Source organism: Lentibacillus sp. CBA3610, assembly GCF_013373365.1.
Taxonomy (GTDB): domain Bacteria; phylum Bacillota; class Bacilli; order Bacillales; family Amphibacillaceae; genus Lentibacillus.
Window position 1 is genome coordinate 3,335,759 of record NZ_CP035925.1, and the last position, 18,028, is coordinate 3,353,786.

Genomic DNA, 18,028 nt, shown 5'->3' on the forward strand with positions numbered 1-18,028 from the left:
CGGATAATTAAAGAACAACCACTTAAAATGATAAAATGGAGGAATAACAATGGATAATCAGCAAATTATTGATGCGATTAAAGAAATGTCTGTTTTGGAATTAAATGATTTAGTAAAAGCAATTGAAGAAGAATTTGGCGTAACTGCCGCAGCACCGGTTGCTGTTGCAGGCGGCGGAGAAGGCGGCGGAGAAGCTGCTGAAGAACAAACTGAATTTGATGTCGAACTTCAGGACGCTGGCGATTCAAAAATTAAAGTCGTTAAAGCAGTTCGTGAAATTACCGGTCTTGGTCTTAAAGATGCAAAAGAAATGGTAGATAACGCTCCTAAAGCTGTTAAAGAAGGTGCTACCAAAGAAGAAGCTGAAGAAATCAAAGGACAACTGGAAGAAGCAGGTGCAACTGTAGAACTTAAGTAGTTTGACAATAAAGTGAAACTGCATTCAGTGGGACGCTTTTCCCCACTGAATGTTAGTTGAACAGAATCGGGCATTTATGGACAGTTAGCCGCCGTTCTTGGGCGGGTTACTGTCCGTTAGATGCGGGATAAAGTGAAACTGCATTCAGTGGGACGCTTTTCCCCACTGAATGTTAGTTGAACAGAATCGGGCATTTATGGACAGTTAGCCGCCGTTCTTGGGCGGGTTACTGTCCGTTAGATGCGGGAAAAAGCTCGTCGGCATTGCGGCGGGCTTTCTATATATTAGGTTCTTTTCATATTACTCACAAAGCAGGTGCACAAATGTCTGATCATTACTTTTCACAAAATCCTCTATCCAAACGTTCACCTAAGACATGGCAATACAAACTGCGAGGCAAAAATTTCACATTTGAGACTGATCATGGTGTATTCTCCAAAAATGAAGTGGATTACGGAACCCGTTTTTTGATCGAAAAATTTGAAGAGCCATCTGTTCCAGGTGACTTTCTCGACCTCGGCTGTGGCTATGGACCAATCGGACTGGCTGTTGCGCATTGTTATCAAAGCCGCAATGTTGTGATGGCAGACATAAACGAGCGGGCAATCGAGCTGGCCCGGAAAAATGCGCATTATAATGAAATCGCTAATGTTGAATTTTCATCAGGCGACCGGTTCAATCATCTTGAGGGCCGCTCTTTTGCTGCCATTCTTGCCAATCCGCCTATCCGGGCCGGTAAAACGATTGTTCATCAAATGTTTGAGGAGAGTCAGAATGCTTTAAAGGAAAACGGCAGCTTTTGGGTGGTCATTCAAAAAAAGCAGGGGGCTCCATCTGCTATGAAAAAATTGAAAAGTCTGTTTGGAAATGTTAAGGTGGTTGACCGCAGTAAAGGTTATTATCTACTGATGACCATTAAATGATTGACCTTATACAATACTTGTGTTAATATAGTAAAATGCTAAGATGGGACTTCCTTTGTCAAGATGAAATTTCCCAATATATAACATGTATAATTCACTGATAATCGGAGACACTAATAGAATCGACAAAATAATGACAGGTTTTTTGCAGATAAACTTGTCTGGGTCCCCTTGTGTGATAGGATTCTCATCAGTGTTAATGTTTGCAGTTGTTTGACTGCAGGATTTGTTTAAATATATTTTTCAGACAGTAGTACGTGTGCTATTGTTATTTTGCATCTATACTGTCATTGGATTTAAAACAGCTGGTATTTTAAATGGTATATCAGTTTGTTTTTTCTAAATATATGAGTCATTTTTCACAGCAGCAGTATGTGAATAATCTATGAAAAATGCTTGATTTGAGGGGTGAAGCTGTTGACAGGTCAACTAGTTCAGTATGGACGGCACCGCCAACGCAGAAGCTATGCACGTATCAGTGAAGTGTTGGAACTGCCAAATCTAATCGAAATTCAAACCGCTTCCTATGATTGGTTTTTAAGGGAAGGTTTGCGGGAGATGTTCCAGGATATATCCCCGATTGAGGATTTTGCGGGTAACTTATCACTGGAATTTATTGATTACAGTCTTGGGGAACCTAAATATCCCGTAGGAGAGTCAAAAGACCGGGATGTCACATATAATGCCCCGCTTCGTGTAAAGGTTCGCCTGATTAATAATGAGACCGGTGAGGTAAAAGAGCAGGAAGTATTCATGGGTGACTTCCCGCTGATGACCGATACAGGCACATTTATTATTAATGGTGCTGAACGTGTCATCGTTTCACAGCTTGTGCGCTCGCCAAGTGTCTATTACAGCGAGAAATTTGATAAAAATGGCAAACGTGGTATCACGGCAACTGTTATTCCAAACCGAGGCGCTTGGCTTGAATTTGAGACAGATGCCAAAGATGTCGCATACGTAAGAATCGACCGCACACGTAAATTGCCGATAACGGTACTTTTGCGTGCACTTGGATTTGGTACAGATCAGGAAATTATCGACCTTATTGGCGACAATGAGTACTTAAAAAACACCCTGGAAAAAGATAACACAGAAACAACCGAAAAAGCGCTGCTGGAAATTTATGAACGCCTGAGACCGGGTGAACCGCCAACCGTTGAAAATGCCAAAAGCCTGATGGTTTCCCGTTTCTTTGACCCGAGACGCTATGATTTGGCACGTGTTGGCCGGTACAAAATGAATAAAAAATTGGATATTAAAAACCGCCTGTTCAATCAAGTATTAGCTGAGCCTGTGGTTGATCCTGAAACCGGAGAAGTTCTGGCTCAAAAAGGCGATAAGTTAGAACGGAAATTGCTGAATAAAATTATTCCTTATCTGGAAAATCAGGAAGATATGCTGGGCGAAAAACACGTTGAACCTAATGAAGGTGTCTTGGATGATGCCATTCGTCTGCAATCCGTGAAAATCATTGATCCGACAGACCCTGATGGTGAACGGGTGCTTGATGTTATCGGCAATGCGGGTGTTGACCATGACGTTAAGCATATTACACCGGCAGATATTATCTCGTCGCTCAGCTATTTCTTTAATTTGCTGCATCGCGTCGGCGGAACGGATGACATTGACCATTTGGGCAACCGCCGCCTGCGTTCTGTCGGAGAATTGATGCAGAACCAATTCCGCATTGGGCTGTCCCGCATGGAACGTGTTGTGCGTGAACGTATGTCAATTCAGGATACATCAAGTATCACGCCACAGCAGTTGATTAATATACGACCTGTTATTGCGTCAATCAAAGAATTCTTTGGAAGTTCGCAGCTATCACAGTTTATGGATCAGACAAATCCGTTAGGGGAATTGACCCATAAGCGGCGCCTTTCTGCTCTTGGACCCGGGGGATTAACACGTGAACGTGCCGGGTTTGAAGTGCGTGACGTTCACTATTCCCACTACGGTCGCATGTGTCCGATTGAGACACCGGAAGGGCCGAATATTGGTCTGATTAACTCGTTATCCAGTTATGCGAAAGTTAATGCATTCGGGTTCATCGAGACACCTTATCGCCGAGTTGACCCTGAAACAGGACGCGTGACAGGGGAAACAGATTACCTGACTGCAGATGAAGAAGATAATTATATTGTTGCGCAGGCTAACGCCCGATTAAATGAAGACGGCACCTTCGCAGATGAAGAAGTGATTGCACGTTTTCGCGGTGACAACACAGTTGTGCCACGCGAAAAACTCGACTACATGGACGTGTCGCCAAAACAGGTTGTTTCGGCCGCAACGGCATGCATTCCGTTTTTGGAAAACGATGACTCCAACCGTGCGTTAATGGGTGCGAACATGCAGCGGCAGGCAGTACCATTGATGGAACCTGAAGCACCGATTGTCGGAACGGGCATGGAATATGTGTCCGGCAAGGATTCAGGTGCTGCCATTATCTGTCAGAATGAAGGCGTCGTTGAGCATGTCGAAGCAAAAGAAGTCCGCGTCCGCCGTATTTCTGAGGTCGACGGTAAAGAAGTGCAAGGCGACCTGGATGTTTATCGCATGCAGAAATATATCCGCTCCAATCAGGGAACCTGTTATAACCAGCGCCCGATTGTCTCGAAAGGAGATCGTGTGACAAAGGGTGAGATCCTCGCTGACGGTCCATCCATGGAAGATGGCGAATTGGCACTGGGCCGTAATGCATTGGTCGGATTTATGGCGTGGGAAGGCTATAACTATGAAGACGCGGTCATCATGAGTGAACGTATGGTGAAAGATGATGACTTTACGTCAATTCATATTGAGGAATACGAATCAGAGGCCCGGGATACAAAACTCGGACCAGAGGAGATCACACGGGATATCCCGAACGTCGGTGAAGATGCTCTGAAGAACCTTAATGAAAATGGCATTATCCGCATCGGTGCCGAAGTAACAGACGGCGATATTCTGGTGGGCAAAGTAACACCTAAAGGGGTAACTGAACTATCAGCTGAAGAGCGGCTGCTCCATGCCATTTTTGGTGAGAAGGCACGGGAAGTGCGCGACACATCCCTGAAAGTTCCGCATGGCGCCGGTGGCATTGTACTGGAAGTCAAGGTTTTCAACCGTGAAGACGGGGATGAGCTGCCACCAGGTGTGAACCAGCTCGTACGGGTATATATCGTTCAGAAACGGAAGATTTCAGAAGGGGATAAAATGGCGGGAAGACACGGTAACAAAGGTGTTATTTCCAAAATTTTACCTGAAGAAGATATGCCATTCCTGCCTGATGGAACACCTATTGACATGATGCTTAACCCATTGGGTGTGCCATCACGAATGAACATCGGACAGGTGTTTGAACTTCATCTGGGCATGGCGGCCAGAGAGCTTGGACTGCACGTGGCAACACCGGTGTTTGATGGCGCGTCGGAAGAAGATGTATTTGAAACATTGCAGGAAGCAGGCATGTCGCGGGATGCCAAATCAATTCTTTATGATGGCCGGTCGGGTGAGCCATTTGATAACCGGGTGTCTGTCGGTGTCATGTACATGATTAAACTGGCACACATGGTTGATGATAAGCTGCACGCTCGCTCAACTGGTCCATACTCACTTGTAACCCAGCAGCCATTGGGCGGTAAAGCACAATTTGGCGGACAGCGTTTTGGTGAAATGGAAGTTTGGGCACTCGAAGCTTATGGTGCTGCCTATACACTCCAGGAAATTCTGACAGTCAAATCAGACGATGTTGTAGGTCGTGTTAAAGCCTATGAATCAATCGTTAAAGGTGATAATGTAACAGAGCCTGGCGTACCGGAATCGTTTAAAGTTCTGATTAAGGAACTTCAAAGTCTCGGACTTGATGTCAAAATGCTCTCCAGTGATGAGTCAGAGATTGAAATGCGCGAGTTGGAGGAAGAAGAGACACAATCAGCAAGCAAGTTAAACCTGGAAACTGAAGAAAGTTAACAGCATATATGACGCTTGGAGCAGACTGATAACAATGGTTGGATCAGATGAAATCACACGAGACGCCGGTTTCATCTGATCCGTAAATTCGCACATTAATAAGGGAGGTAGGCCCTTGCTGGATGTAAATAATTTTGAGTATATGAAAATCGGGCTGGCATCATCAGAAAAAATTCGCTCATGGTCTTATGGCGAAGTTAAAAAACCGGAGACGATCAACTACCGTACTTTGAAACCGGAAAAAGACGGGCTTTTTTGCGAACGGATATTTGGACCGCAAAAGGACTGGGAGTGCCATTGCGGAAAATATAAACGGGTCCGCTATAAAGGCGTTGTATGTGACCGGTGCGGGGTTGAGGTAACAAAGGCTAAAGTTCGCCGCGAACGTATGGGTCATATTGAATTGGCGGCACCTATATCACACATTTGGTATTTCAAAGGGATTCCAAGTCGTATGGGCCTCGCATTGGATATGTCACCGCGTGCTTTGGAAGAAGTTATTTACTTTGCCGCATACATTGTGACCGAAACGGGTGATACACCGTTAGAAAAGAAACAGCTTCTTTCCGAAAAAGAATACCGTGCCTATTACGAAAAATATGGTAATACATTTAAAGCTCAAATGGGAGCGGAGGCTATCCGCAAACTTCTGCAGGATATCGATCTTGAAAAAGAAGTTGATAGCTTAAAAGAAGAACTGAAAACAGCACAAGGACAGCGCAGAACACGGGCCATTAAACGATTGGAAGTATTAGAGTCATTCCGGAATTCAGGTAATGACACATCCTGGATGGTTCTTGATGTCCTGCCGGTTATACCACCGGAAATTCGCCCAATGGTACAGCTTGACGGTGGACGTTTCGCGACGTCAGACTTGAACGACCTTTATCGGCGCGTCATTAACCGTAATAATCGCCTGAAACGTTTACTGGATCTTGGCGCACCAAGTATCATTGTTCAAAATGAAAAGCGTATGCTGCAGGAATCAGTTGATGCGTTAATCGATAATGGTCGCCGTGGACGTCCGGTGACAGGTCCGGGAAATCGCCCATTGAAGTCTTTGTCACATATGCTGAAAGGAAAACAAGGCCGTTTCCGTCAGAACTTGCTTGGTAAACGTGTCGATTATTCCGGACGTTCTGTTATCGTTGTTGGTCCAAGTCTGAAAATGTATCAATGCGGACTGCCGAAAGAAATGGCGCTGGAATTATTTAAACCGTTTATTATGAAGGTCCTTGTTGAGAAAGGATTTGCCCATAACATCAAATCTGCCAAACGTAAAATTGAACGGGTACACCCCGAAGTATGGGATGTTCTGGAAGAAGTCATCAAAGAACATCCGGTTCTCTTAAACCGTGCACCGACATTGCACCGCTTGGGTATCCAGGCGTTCGAACCAGTCCTTGTTGAGGGTCGTGCTATCCGTCTGCATCCGCTGGTATGTACGGCTTATAACGCTGACTTTGATGGCGACCAAATGGCAGTACACGTACCACTTTCCGCAGAGGCTCAGGCCGAAGCACGCGTTCTGATGCTCGCTGCACAGAACATCCTTAATCCAAAAGATGGCAAGCCGGTTGTAACACCATCACAGGATATGGTTCTGGGTAACTATTATTTGACATTGGAACGCGAGAATGCAATTGGCGAAGGAAGCCGATTTAAGGATACTGATGAAGCGCTGATGGCTTATCAGAATGGCTATGTCCATTTACACTCACGTATTGGAATCAAGGCATCAAGCTTAAATAAAAAGTCGTTTACTGCAGAACAACAAGATCAAATGCTATTGACCACAGTCGGTAAATTGATTTTTAACGAGATTTTGCCGGATTCTTTTCCATATATTAACGAGCCGACCAATGATAATTTGGAAATGGAAACACCGGATAAATATTTTGTTAAGAAGGCAACGAATATTAAGGAAGAGCTGGAAGAGCGCGAACTGGTCTCTCCATTTAAAAAAGGTATATTGGGGGATATCATCGCGGAAGTATTTAAACGGTTCAAGATCAGCGAAACGTCCAAAATGCTTGACCGCATGAAGGACCTCGGCTTCAGGTACTCTACAAAAGCAGGTATGACAGTCGGTGTCTCTGACATTGTCGTGCTGAAAGAGAAAGAAGAGATCCTGGAAGACGCTCAAGCTCAAGTGGATAAAGTATCGAAACAGTTCAGACGTGGTTTAATCACGGATGACGAGCGATATGACAGGGTTATCTCAATATGGTCACAAGCCAAAGACGATATTCAGGAGCGCCTGATGGAATCACTGGATGCACGCAATCCGATCTTTATGATGAGTGACTCAGGGGCAAGGGGTAACGCATCCAACTTCACTCAGTTAGCCGGAATGCGCGGACTGATGGCTAATCCATCAGGTGAAATTATGGAATTGCCGATCAAGTCCAGTTTCCGTGAAGGTCTGACCGTATTAGAGTACTTCATTTCAACACACGGCGCCCGTAAAGGTCTTGCCGATACAGCTCTGAAAACGGCTGACTCCGGCTACTTGACACGTCGTCTTGTTGATGTGGCTCAGGATGTCATTATTCGTGAAGATGACTGTGGCACAGATCGCGGTTTGACGGTTTCAGCATTAAAAGACGGCACTGAAATGATTGAGCCGTTGCTTGACCGCTTAGTCGGACGTACAGTCTTTGAAAACGTAAGTCATCCTGAAACCGGCAGCGTCATGGTCTCGAAGAACGAAATTATTTCTGAAGATCAGGCAAAACAAATCATCGAAGCAGGCATTGAAGAGGTTATCATCCGATCTGCATTCACATGTAATACAAAACATGGCGTCTGCAAAAAATGCTATGGCCGTAATCTGGCTACCGGTGATGAGGTGGAAGTTGGCGAAGCAGTCGGTATTATTGCTGCACAATCCATTGGTGAGCCTGGTACACAGTTAACGATGCGTACCTTCCATACCGGCGGGGTTGCAGGTGATGATATCACACAAGGTCTGCCGCGTATCCAGGAGCTGTTTGAAGCACGTAATCCAAAAGGTCAGTCCGTGATCAGTGAAATCCACGGAACTGTTCAGGAAATAAAAGAAGTGAAAGATAAACAAGAAGTCGTCATCCAGGGTGATGTGGAACAGCGTGCATATCCTGTACCTTATAATGCACGCATGAAAATATCCGAGGGTGATGAAGTAATTGCCGGCCAAGCACTGACAGAAGGTTCTATTGATCCTAAAGAACTCCTCCGTGTGCAAGGCATCGAAGGGGTACAGCAATACCTGCTGCGTGAAGTCCAAAAAGTATATCGTATGCAAGGTGTTGAAATTGGAGATAAACACGTAGAAGTTATGGTACGGCAAATGATGCGCAAAGTTCGTGTTGCCGAATCCGGTGATACGGATGAACTTCCGGGATCATTACTGGAAATTCACCAGTTCAGAGATGCAAACCAGAATATATTGCAGGAAGGAAAACAACCCGCAATCGGCCAACCGGTATTGCTTGGTATTACAAAAGCATCACTGGAAACAGATTCATTCTTATCTGCCGCATCCTTCCAGGAAACGACACGTGTCCTGACAGATGCCGCCATTAAAGGTAAGCGCGATGAATTGCTGGGACTGAAGGAAAATGTTATTATCGGTAAATTGGTTCCTGCTGGTACAGGAATACAGCGTTATCGACAACTTGAAACAGAAGTTGATGAACCGGAAGAAAGTGTTGAAGAGCCTGTGGAGACTGAAGCGATACAGTAAAGTGACGCCGTTCAGCAGGGCGTTTCAATGACTCATGTGCTGGTATCAATCATACGGGAAGACAGAGGGGACTTCAGCAGTTTCCGGAACCCCCGTATGATTGCCATGCCGGCTTAAGCGGGATAAACCGGAAGCACTCGAAAAAATAGTTGAAATAACATTGACAATGTATATTCCGGATGGTAATATATTCAGGGTGCTTCCGATTATATTTGTTACTTTGGAGGATATGCAGATGTCTTATGAAAAAGTGACCCAGTTTCGTTCAGAGCTGGCAATCGGAACGAAACAAACACTTAAGGCAATCAAACACGGTACAGCAAGTGAAGTGTTTATTGCTGATGATGCAGACTGGCAAATCACACAAAAAGTGGAATACTTGGCTCATGAGTCGGGTGTCCCCTGCCACCGTGTGGACTCGAAAAGAAAACTCGGTGTCGCTTGCGGTATTGATGTTGGTGCATCAGCTGTTGCTGTAAAACAATAAAGGTTTTGGCGATTCTTTTCGCGGAAGCTTTGTTTTTTTACAAAAAATGAACCACCTGGATATGTGGTATTACGATAACTATTAAAATGGATAGTTATCCGTGTATGAAATAGTTATTTTAAGAAAGGAGGAAAATACAATGCCTACAATTAATCAGCTTGTACGCAAAGGTCGCGTAAGTAAACCGAAAAGAGCTGAATCCCCTGCATTGAACAAGGGATACAATAGTTTCAAGAAACGATTCACGAATGAAAACGCGCCCCAAAAACGTGGTGTTTGCACCCGGGTTGGTACATTGACACCAAAGAAACCGAACTCTGCACTGCGTAAATATGCACGTGTCCGTTTGTCCAATAATATGGAAGTAACGGCATATATTCCCGGAATTGGACACAATCTCCAGGAACACAGTGTTGTGTTGATTCGCGGCGGACGTGTTAAAGACCTGCCGGGTGTCCGTTATCACATTGTGCGTGGTGCTCTGGACACTGCAGGTGTGGAAGGCCGTGCAAAAGGCCGTTCAAAATATGGTACTAAAAAACCAAAAGCTAAAAAATAATAAGCTTATGTAATAGATTTTTGCGAAAGGAGGGGAATATATGCCACGTAAAGGTCCAGTACCAAAACGAGATGTATTGCCGGATCCGCTTTACAATTCAAAATTAGTCACCCGTTTAATCAACCAGATTATGATTGACGGAAGACGGGGAAAAGCACAAAAAATTCTCTATAACGCATTTGCCCTGGTTTCGGAAAGAAGCGGGCAGGACGCAATGGAGGTTTTTGAACAAGCAATGAAAAACGTTATGCCTGTCCTGGAAGTTCGGGCACGCCGTGTAGGTGGCTCAAACTACCAGGTACCGATGGAGGTCCGCCCTGAGCGTCGCCAGGCACTAGGCTTACGTTATATTGTTAACTACTCACGTCTCCGCGGAGAAAAAACGATGGAAGAGCGTCTTGCCAACGAAATTCTTGATGCTTCGAATAATACCGGAGCGTCTGTTAAAAGACGTGAGGAATTACACAAGATGGCCGAGGCAAACAAAGCTTTTGCCCACTATCGCTGGTAATTATATTAAAATACAAGCTTTCAAGAGAAAGGAGAAGAATACATGGCTAGAGAGTTCTCCTTGGAAAAGACGCGTAACATTGGTATTATGGCTCACATTGATGCAGGAAAAACCACTACTACCGAGCGTATTCTTTTCTATACAGGACGTATTCACAAAATTGGTGAAACCCATGAAGGTGCTTCTCAGATGGATTGGATGGAGCAGGAACAGGATCGCGGTATAACGATTACTTCTGCTGCAACCACTGCCCAATGGAAAAATCACCGTATAAACATTATTGATACACCGGGACACGTGGATTTCACAGTTGAAGTTGAACGTTCTTTGCGTGTTCTTGACGGTGCGGTGACAGTACTTGATGCCCAATCAGGTGTCGAGCCGCAGACAGAAACAGTATGGCGTCAGGCGACAACATACGGTGTACCGCGAATTGTCTTCGTTAACAAGATGGATAAAGTTGGTGCAGACTTCTTGTATTCAACCAACACATTGAAAGAACGTCTTGGTGCTAACGCCCATGCCGTTCAACTGCCAATCGGCGCCGAAGATAATTTTGAAGGTATTATTGACCTGATCACAATGCAGGCCTATTATTACGAAGATGAACTGGGAACACGTGCAGACGCCCGTGAAATTCCTGAAGATTATAAAGCAAAGGCCGAAGAATTGCGCGGCGAATTGATTGAAGCTGTAGCGGAAGTTGATGAAGACCTCATGATGCAGTATCTCGAAGGAGAGGAAATTTCCGAAGAGGATCTGAAAAAAGCAATCCGTACAGCAACATTGAATGTTGAATTTTATCCGGTATATTGCGGTTCAGCATTTAAAAACAAAGGTGTGCAACTGGTATTGGATGGTGTTATTGACTATCTCCCGGCACCAACGGATGTACCACCGATTGAAGGTTTTGACCCTGTTACGGAAGAGGAAACAACACGTCCGTCTGACGATAATGCGCCTTTTTCAGCATTGGCATTTAAAGTTATGACAGATCCGTATGTAGGTAAACTGACATTCTTCCGGGTATACTCCGGCACATTGGATGCGGGCTCATATGTTAAAAACTCCGCCAAAGATAAACGGGAACGTGTAGGACGAATCCTGCAAATGCACGCCAATTCCCGCGAGGAAATCAAGACGGTCCATGCCGGTGAAATTGCAGCGGGTGTAGGTCTGAAAGATACGTCGACCGGGGAAACCCTATGTGATGAAAAGGATCTTGTCATTCTTGAGTCCATGGACTTTCCAGACCCGGTTATCTCTGTTGCCATTGAACCTAAAACAAAAGCCGATCAGGATAAAATGGCTATTGCATTGGGCAAACTGGCAGAAGAAGACCCTACATTCAAGACGGAAACCGATGAAGAAACCGGTCAGACTATCATCTCTGGTATGGGTGAATTGCACCTGGATGTTATTGTTAATCGTCTGAAGGCTGAGTTCAAAGTCGAAGCACAGGTTGGCGCACCACAAGTGGCTTACCGTGAAACATTCCGTGAATCTGCTGAGGTTGAAGGGAAATTTATCCGTCAATCCGGTGGACGTGGACAATACGGTCACGTTTGGGTTAGGTTTGAACCAAATGATGAAGGTGCAGGCTACGAATTCGAGAATAAAATTGTCGGTGGTGTTGTACCGCGTGAATATATCCCATCTGTTGATGCAGGTATTCAGGAATCAATGGAAAGTGGTGTATTAGCGGGTTATCCGCTTATTGATGTTAAGGCAACGTTATTTGACGGAACCTACCACGATGTCGACTCAAACGAAATGGCTTTCAAAATAGCTGGCTCAATGTCACTCAGGGAAGCCAAAGCGAAATGTAAACCGGTTCTGCTTGAGCCGATGATGAGAGTAGATATAATTATTCCTGAAGAATACATGGGTGATATCATGGGTGATGTGACATCACGCCGTGGTCGTGTAGAAGGTATGGAACCACGCGGACCGGCACAACTTGTCAAGGCGTTTGTGCCGCTGGCCGAAATGTTTGGTTATGCAACATCCTTACGTTCTAACACGCAAGGACGTGGAACCTTCACCATGCATTTTGATCATTATGAAGAAGTGCCTAAAAGCATCTCTGAAGAAATTATCAAGAAAAATGCAGGAGAATAATTGATTTTTTCCTTAATCTGACGTATAACTTTTATTGAAGGCTAAGAATAGACTTTAACGGTTTATTCTTGCCTGTCAATAAACTTAAAAATAATTTCATTTATATTAAAGGAGGAACTATACATGTCTAAAGAAAAATTTGACCGCTCGAAAGATCACGTGAATATTGGGACTATTGGACACGTTGACCATGGTAAAACGACATTGACTGCAGCTATCTCAACGACATTGCATAAGCAATCCGGCGAAGGTACTGCAATGGCCTATGACCAAATTGACGCTGCGCCAGAAGAAAAGGAACGCGGGGTTACAATCAATACTTCCCACGTGGAGTATGAAACAGAGGCCCGTCACTATGCTCATATTGACGCTCCTGGACATGCTGACTATGTTAAAAACATGATCACTGGTGCTGCTCAAATGGACGGTGCTATTCTGGTTGTATCAGCAGCTGATGGCCCAATGCCACAGACTCGTGAGCACATCCTGCTTTCTCGTAACGTTGGTGTTCCGGCGATTGTTGTATTCCTTAACAAGGTTGATATGGTTGACGACGAAGAGCTGCTTGAACTTGTTGAAATGGAAGTGCGTGATCTTCTGACTGAATATGACTTCCCTGGAGACGATATTCCGGTTGTTAAAGGTTCTGCTCTGAAAGCACTTGAAGGCGAAGAAGAACACGAAGAAAAAATCCACGAACTGATGGCAGCGGTTGATGAGTACATCCCAACTCCTGCGCGTGATCATGACAAGCCATTCATGATGCCTGTTGAGGACGTATTCTCAATCACTGGCCGTGGTACTGTTGCGACTGGCCGTGTTGAACGCGGAACAGTTAAAGTTGGTGACGAAGTTGAAGTCGTTGGTCTTGCTGAAGACTCACGGAAAACAACAGTTACTGGTGTGGAAATGTTCCGTAAGCTGCTTGACTATGCTGAAGCAGGTGACAACATTGGTGCACTTCTTCGCGGTGTTTCCCGTGAAGACATCAACCGAGGACAGGTTTTGGCTAAACCAGGTTCAATCACACCGCACACGAACTTTAAAGCAGAAGTTTATGTTCTGTCTAAAGACGAAGGTGGCCGTCATACACCATTCTTCGCTAACTACCGTCCGCAGTTCTACTTCCGTACAACTGACGTGACTGGTGTCATCACACTTCCGGAAGGTGTTGAAATGGTAATGCCTGGTGACAACATCGAAATGGAAGTTGAATTGATTTCATCTATCGCCGTTGAAGATGGTACACGTTTCTCTATCCGTGAAGGCGGACGTACTGTTGGATCAGGCGTTGTAACTGAAATTCAAAAATAAACAATAAGTTTCATAAAAAAACAGGCAGCGTGACGTCACTGCCTGTTTTTTTATGTAAAAATCATAAACCATAATCAAAGACTATGAATGATTTTTTAACGAAAGTTACTTCCAGCGGTGTTGTTGACTTTAACACAAAACCCATAAACTGCGATGTAGAGTGCAGGGCTTTGGGCAACACTATCAGCATCAAGCATATTTCCGGAGCGGTGTCATAGCACTCAAATTTTTCACTGTGTCGCAGTTCATCTCAACTCCGACGTGGCAAAAAGTTTGTGAAAATAGACTAAGTGAAAATTGATTGCAAAAAAACCTCTCCAACCCTTGCAATCAAGCCGTTATGCATGTATAATACACAAATGTGCAATCTCATTGGTGTGCGAATCAGGGATTGCATTGACCACACATTTTTTGTATACTATTAATGTTGGTCAAAAAAGCGATGAAGTGAAAGGTTGTTGATACACCCGGCCCCTTTGCCATGGCGGGCTATCAAGAAATTTTCATGGAGCAGTTCTATTATAAAATAGGCGTAAAGGAGGGAAAATAATGGCAAAAGAGAAGATCAGAATTCGGTTAAAAGCGTATGATCATCGCATTTTAGATCAGTCTTCAGAGAAAATTGTGGACACTGCCAAACGTTCCGGCGCTAATGTTTCCGGACCAATACCATTGCCAACAGAAAAATCTGTTTACACGGTGTTGCGTGCGACACATAAGTTTAAAGATGCCCGGGAACAGTTTGAAATGCGTACTCATAAACGTTTGATCGATATCGTAAACCCAACACCGCAAACAGTCGATTCGCTGATGCGTCTTGACCTGCCATCCGGTGTTGACATTGAAATTAAGTTATAAAATACCTGAAAATTATAGGAGGTGTAACGGATGACGAAAGGAATCTTAGGCCGCAAAATCGGCATGACACAACTCTTTTCAGAAGAGGGTGAACTAACACCGGTAACTGTCATTCAAGCTGAGCCTAACGTTGTTCTCCAAAAAAGAACGCTGGAAAACGACGGCTACGAAGCATTACAACTCGGTTTTGCAGATAAAAAGGAATCACGTACAAACAAAGCGGAAAAAGGTCATGCTGAAAAAGCAAACACAACCCCTAAGCGCTACGTTCGTGAAATCCGTCACGCAAGCCCTGATGAATATGAAGTTGGTCAGGAAGTAAGCGTTGATGCTTTTGAGGCTGGCGACAAAATAGATGTGACAGGAACGACGAAAGGGAAAGGTTTCCAAGGTGCCATCAAACGCCATGGACAGGGGCGTGGACCGGAAACACACGGCTCACATTTTCATAGAAAGCCGGGTGCATTGGGCGATATTAACTCAATGCGTGTTTTCAAGGGTCAGACAATGCCTGGTCAAATGGGCGGCAAACAAGTTACCATTCAAAACCTTGACGTTGTAAAAGTAGATCCTGAACGAAATCTATTATTGATCAAAGGAAACATTCCTGGTGCAAAAAAATCTTACGTCAAAGTAACGAGTGCCATAAAGGCTAACTAATCATACACACGAAGGGAGGATAGGTCATGCCTAAAGTAGCACTATTAAAACAAGACGGGTCTCAAGCCGGAGACGTTGAATTGAATGATTCCGTATTTGGCATTGAGCCTAACACACATGTATTGCATGAAGCTGTTGTTATGCAGCGTGCGTCATTGCGCCAAGGCACACATGATGTGAAGAACCGCGGAGAAGTAAGAGGCGGGGGACGCAAACCGTGGCGTCAAAAAGGCACGGGCCGCGCTCGTCATGGTTCCATTCGTTCACCGCAATGGGTAGGTGGCGGAACTGTTTTTGGTCCAACACCACGCAGCTATAGTTACAAGATGCCGAAAAAAGTTCGCCGTTTAGCACTTAAATCAGCATTCTCTTCAAAAGTACAAGAAGATAACCTGGTTGTTTTGGAAGACATTACAATCGATGCGCCAAAGACAAAAGAAGTCGTGCAAATGCTTGAAGCACTGAATGTCGATACAAAAGTACTGATTGTAACAGCTGACAGAATTGATAATGTTATCCGTTCAGCAAACAACCTTCCAAATGCACATGTGCTGACAGTAAATGAAGTGAGTGTATTAGACTTGCTGAAGCATGACAAGCTGGTCATCACAAAAGATGCAGCTGAAAAAGCCGGGGAGGTGCTTGCACAATGAAAGATCCACGTGATATCCTAAGGCGCCCTGTTATAACAGAACATTCTGCCGACCAGATGGCAGAGAAGAAATATACGTTTGAAGTCGAGCCAAAGGCAAACAAGACCGAAATCAAACATGCTGTTGAGCTTGTCTTTGATGTTACAGTCGAACGTGTCAATACAATGAACATTAAAGGTAAATTTAAGCGGATGGGCCGTTATGGCGGCTTTCGTCCAGACCGTAAAAAAGCAATTGTACAGCTTTCAGAAGACAGTAAAGAACTGGACTTTTTTGAAGGCTAACTAACAGATAAGAGAAGGAGGGAAAACGATGGCGATCAAAAAGTTTAAACCAACGTCAAATGGTCATCGTATTATATCCGGATCGGACTTTGCAGAAATTACCACAGATTCTCCGGAAAAATCCCTGTTAAGTCCTGTCCATAGACGCGGCGGACGTAATAACTCGGGAAAAATGACAGTTCGTCATCAAGGCGGCGGCCATAAGCGTCAATATCGTATCATTGACTTTAAACGCGACAAAGATGGAATACCAGGACGCGTTGCTACGATTGAATATGATCCAAACCGTACTGCCAACATCGCATTAATCCATTATGCAGATGGGGAAAAACGGTATATCCTGGCTCCAAAAGGACTGAAAACCGGTCAACAGATTAAGTCTGGTGAAGATGCCGATATCAAACTTGGAAATGCTAAGAAATTAAAAGATATTCCGGTTGGTACGATTGTTCATAATGTTGAACTGAAGCCGGGGCACGGTGGTCAGCTCGTACGTTCGGCAGGTGCTGAGGCACAAGTACTCGGACGCGAAGGTAAATACACGTTAGTTCGTCTGACCTCAGAAGAAGTGCGTTTGATATTGTCTGAATGCCGCGCTACAATCGGCCAAGTCGGGAACATCGAAAACGAACTGATCCGGATTGGTAAAGCTGGCCGGTCACGCTGGTTAGGCAAGCGCCCAACTGTCCGCGGAACAGTTATGAACGCTTACGATCACCCGCATGGCGGTGGTGAAGGTAAGTCATTCATCGGCCTTAAAGCACCCGTGTCACCTTGGGGACAGCCGTCAATTGGTTACAAAACCCGCAAACGCAACAAACCGACTAATAAGTATATTGTGCGTGGTCGCAAACGTAAAAAATAATCGTCTACTCTGACGGGAGATAGAACCGTCGCTAATTGCGAAAGGAGGTTTATCCATGGGTCGAAGCTTGAAAAAAGGACCTTTTGCAGATGACCATCTCATGAAAAAAGTTGAAAGCTTAAATGAGGATAATAAGAAGCAAGTCATTAAAACCTGGTCACGCCGCTCAACGATTTTTCCTAATTTTGTCGGACATACCATCGCTGTTTATGACGGACGCAAACATGTACCCGTCTATGTAACAGAGGATATGGTTGGTCATAAATTGGGTGAATTTGCTCCAGGCCGTACGTTCAAAGGGCATGCAGGTAATGACAGGAAAACAAAACGCTAATGAGAGGAGGCACTCTACATGCAAGCAAAAGCCGTTGCAAAATCAGTTCGTATTGCTCCTCGTAAAGTTCGGTTAGTTGTAGATTTGATTCGAGGAAAAGAAGTTGGAGAAGCAATTGCTATTTTGCGTCATACACAACGTGGCGCTTCACCGGTTGTCGAAAAGGTTATCAATTCAGCTATTGCGAATGCTGAGCACAACTATGAAATGGAACCGGACAACTTGGTTATTTCGGAAGCCTTCGTCGATGAAGGTGTTACATTGAAACGTTTCCGTCCAAGAGCTCAGGGACGCGCAAGTCAAATCAACAAACGCACCAGCCACGTGACCGTCGTGGTATCAGAAAAAGAGGAGGGATAA

At 44.7% G+C, this 18,028-nt stretch carries 16 protein-coding genes; all 16 read left to right on the forward strand.

The window, feature by feature from the left end; all coding sequences use genetic code 11:
- Positions 1-49 precede the first annotated feature (49 nt).
- The 16 genes from rplL to rplV all read left to right on the forward strand — a co-directional run bounded on the left by rplL (position 50) and on the right by rplV (position 18,028).
- On the forward strand, positions 50-418 hold the full coding sequence (rplL, locus tag Len3610_RS16415) for a 50S ribosomal protein L7/L12 (RefSeq protein ID WP_176448894.1): 369 nt from the start codon (positions 50-52) through the stop codon (positions 416-418).
- A 323-nt stretch (positions 419-741) separates the two neighbouring features.
- The gene (locus Len3610_RS16420; RefSeq protein ID WP_176448895.1) at positions 742-1,341 is read left to right on the forward strand and encodes a class I SAM-dependent methyltransferase; all 600 of its coding nucleotides are present in this window, start codon (positions 742-744) and stop codon (positions 1,339-1,341) included.
- Between the two features lie 417 nt (positions 1,342-1,758).
- Positions 1,759-5,295: a DNA-directed RNA polymerase subunit beta gene (gene rpoB / locus Len3610_RS16425; protein WP_176448896.1), complete on the forward strand. Its 3,537-nt coding sequence runs from the start codon at positions 1,759-1,761 to the stop codon at positions 5,293-5,295.
- Positions 5,296-5,410: 115 nt separating this feature from the next.
- Positions 5,411-9,022 carry a DNA-directed RNA polymerase subunit beta' gene (rpoC, locus tag Len3610_RS16430; RefSeq protein ID WP_176448897.1) on the forward strand — a complete coding sequence of 1,204 codons (3,612 nt, stop codon included), beginning with the start codon at positions 5,411-5,413 and terminating at the stop codon, positions 9,020-9,022.
- A gap of 235 nt (positions 9,023-9,257) precedes the next feature.
- Complete coding sequence (locus tag Len3610_RS16435; RefSeq protein WP_176448898.1) at positions 9,258-9,509, forward strand: ribosomal L7Ae/L30e/S12e/Gadd45 family protein; 252 nt, start codon at positions 9,258-9,260, stop codon at positions 9,507-9,509.
- Between the two features lie 139 nt (positions 9,510-9,648).
- On the forward strand, positions 9,649-10,068 hold the full coding sequence (gene rpsL, locus Len3610_RS16440; protein ID WP_176448899.1) for a 30S ribosomal protein S12: 420 nt from the start codon (positions 9,649-9,651) through the stop codon (positions 10,066-10,068).
- A 40-nt stretch (positions 10,069-10,108) separates the two neighbouring features.
- Positions 10,109-10,579, forward strand: a complete 471-nt coding sequence (rpsG, locus tag Len3610_RS16445; RefSeq protein ID WP_176448900.1) for a 30S ribosomal protein S7 — start codon at positions 10,109-10,111, stop codon at positions 10,577-10,579.
- Positions 10,580-10,621: 42 nt separating this feature from the next.
- Positions 10,622-12,700, forward strand: a complete 2,079-nt coding sequence (fusA, locus tag Len3610_RS16450; protein ID WP_176448901.1) for an elongation factor G — start codon at positions 10,622-10,624, stop codon at positions 12,698-12,700.
- 123 nt (positions 12,701-12,823) lie between these two features.
- Complete coding sequence (gene tuf / locus Len3610_RS16455) at positions 12,824-14,014, forward strand: elongation factor Tu (protein ID WP_176448902.1); 1,191 nt, start codon at positions 12,824-12,826, stop codon at positions 14,012-14,014.
- A 549-nt stretch (positions 14,015-14,563) separates the two neighbouring features.
- Positions 14,564-14,872, forward strand: coding sequence for a 30S ribosomal protein S10 (gene rpsJ, locus Len3610_RS16460; RefSeq protein ID WP_176448903.1), 309 nt, complete (start codon positions 14,564-14,566; stop codon positions 14,870-14,872).
- A 30-nt stretch (positions 14,873-14,902) separates the two neighbouring features.
- Positions 14,903-15,532, forward strand: coding sequence for a 50S ribosomal protein L3 (gene rplC / locus Len3610_RS16465; RefSeq protein ID WP_176448904.1), 630 nt, complete (start codon positions 14,903-14,905; stop codon positions 15,530-15,532).
- Positions 15,533-15,558: 26 nt separating this feature from the next.
- A complete protein-coding gene (gene rplD / locus Len3610_RS16470; protein WP_176448905.1) occupies positions 15,559-16,185 on the forward strand; it encodes a 50S ribosomal protein L4 in 627 nt (208 codons plus the stop codon).
- On the forward strand, positions 16,182-16,469 hold the full coding sequence (gene rplW / locus Len3610_RS16475) for a 50S ribosomal protein L23 (RefSeq protein ID WP_176448906.1): 288 nt from the start codon (positions 16,182-16,184) through the stop codon (positions 16,467-16,469). Before rplD ends, rplW begins: the two co-directional genes overlap by 4 nt.
- Positions 16,470-16,497: 28 nt before the next feature.
- Entirely contained in the window at positions 16,498-17,334 is an 837-nt protein-coding gene (gene rplB, locus Len3610_RS16480; RefSeq protein ID WP_176448907.1) for a 50S ribosomal protein L2, read from the forward strand.
- A gap of 55 nt (positions 17,335-17,389) precedes the next feature.
- The gene (gene rpsS / locus Len3610_RS16485) at positions 17,390-17,668 is read left to right on the forward strand and encodes a 30S ribosomal protein S19 (RefSeq protein ID WP_176448908.1); all 279 of its coding nucleotides are present in this window, start codon (positions 17,390-17,392) and stop codon (positions 17,666-17,668) included.
- Between the two features lie 18 nt (positions 17,669-17,686).
- Positions 17,687-18,028 carry a 50S ribosomal protein L22 gene (gene rplV, locus Len3610_RS16490; protein ID WP_176448909.1) on the forward strand — a complete coding sequence of 114 codons (342 nt, stop codon included), beginning with the start codon at positions 17,687-17,689 and terminating at the stop codon, positions 18,026-18,028.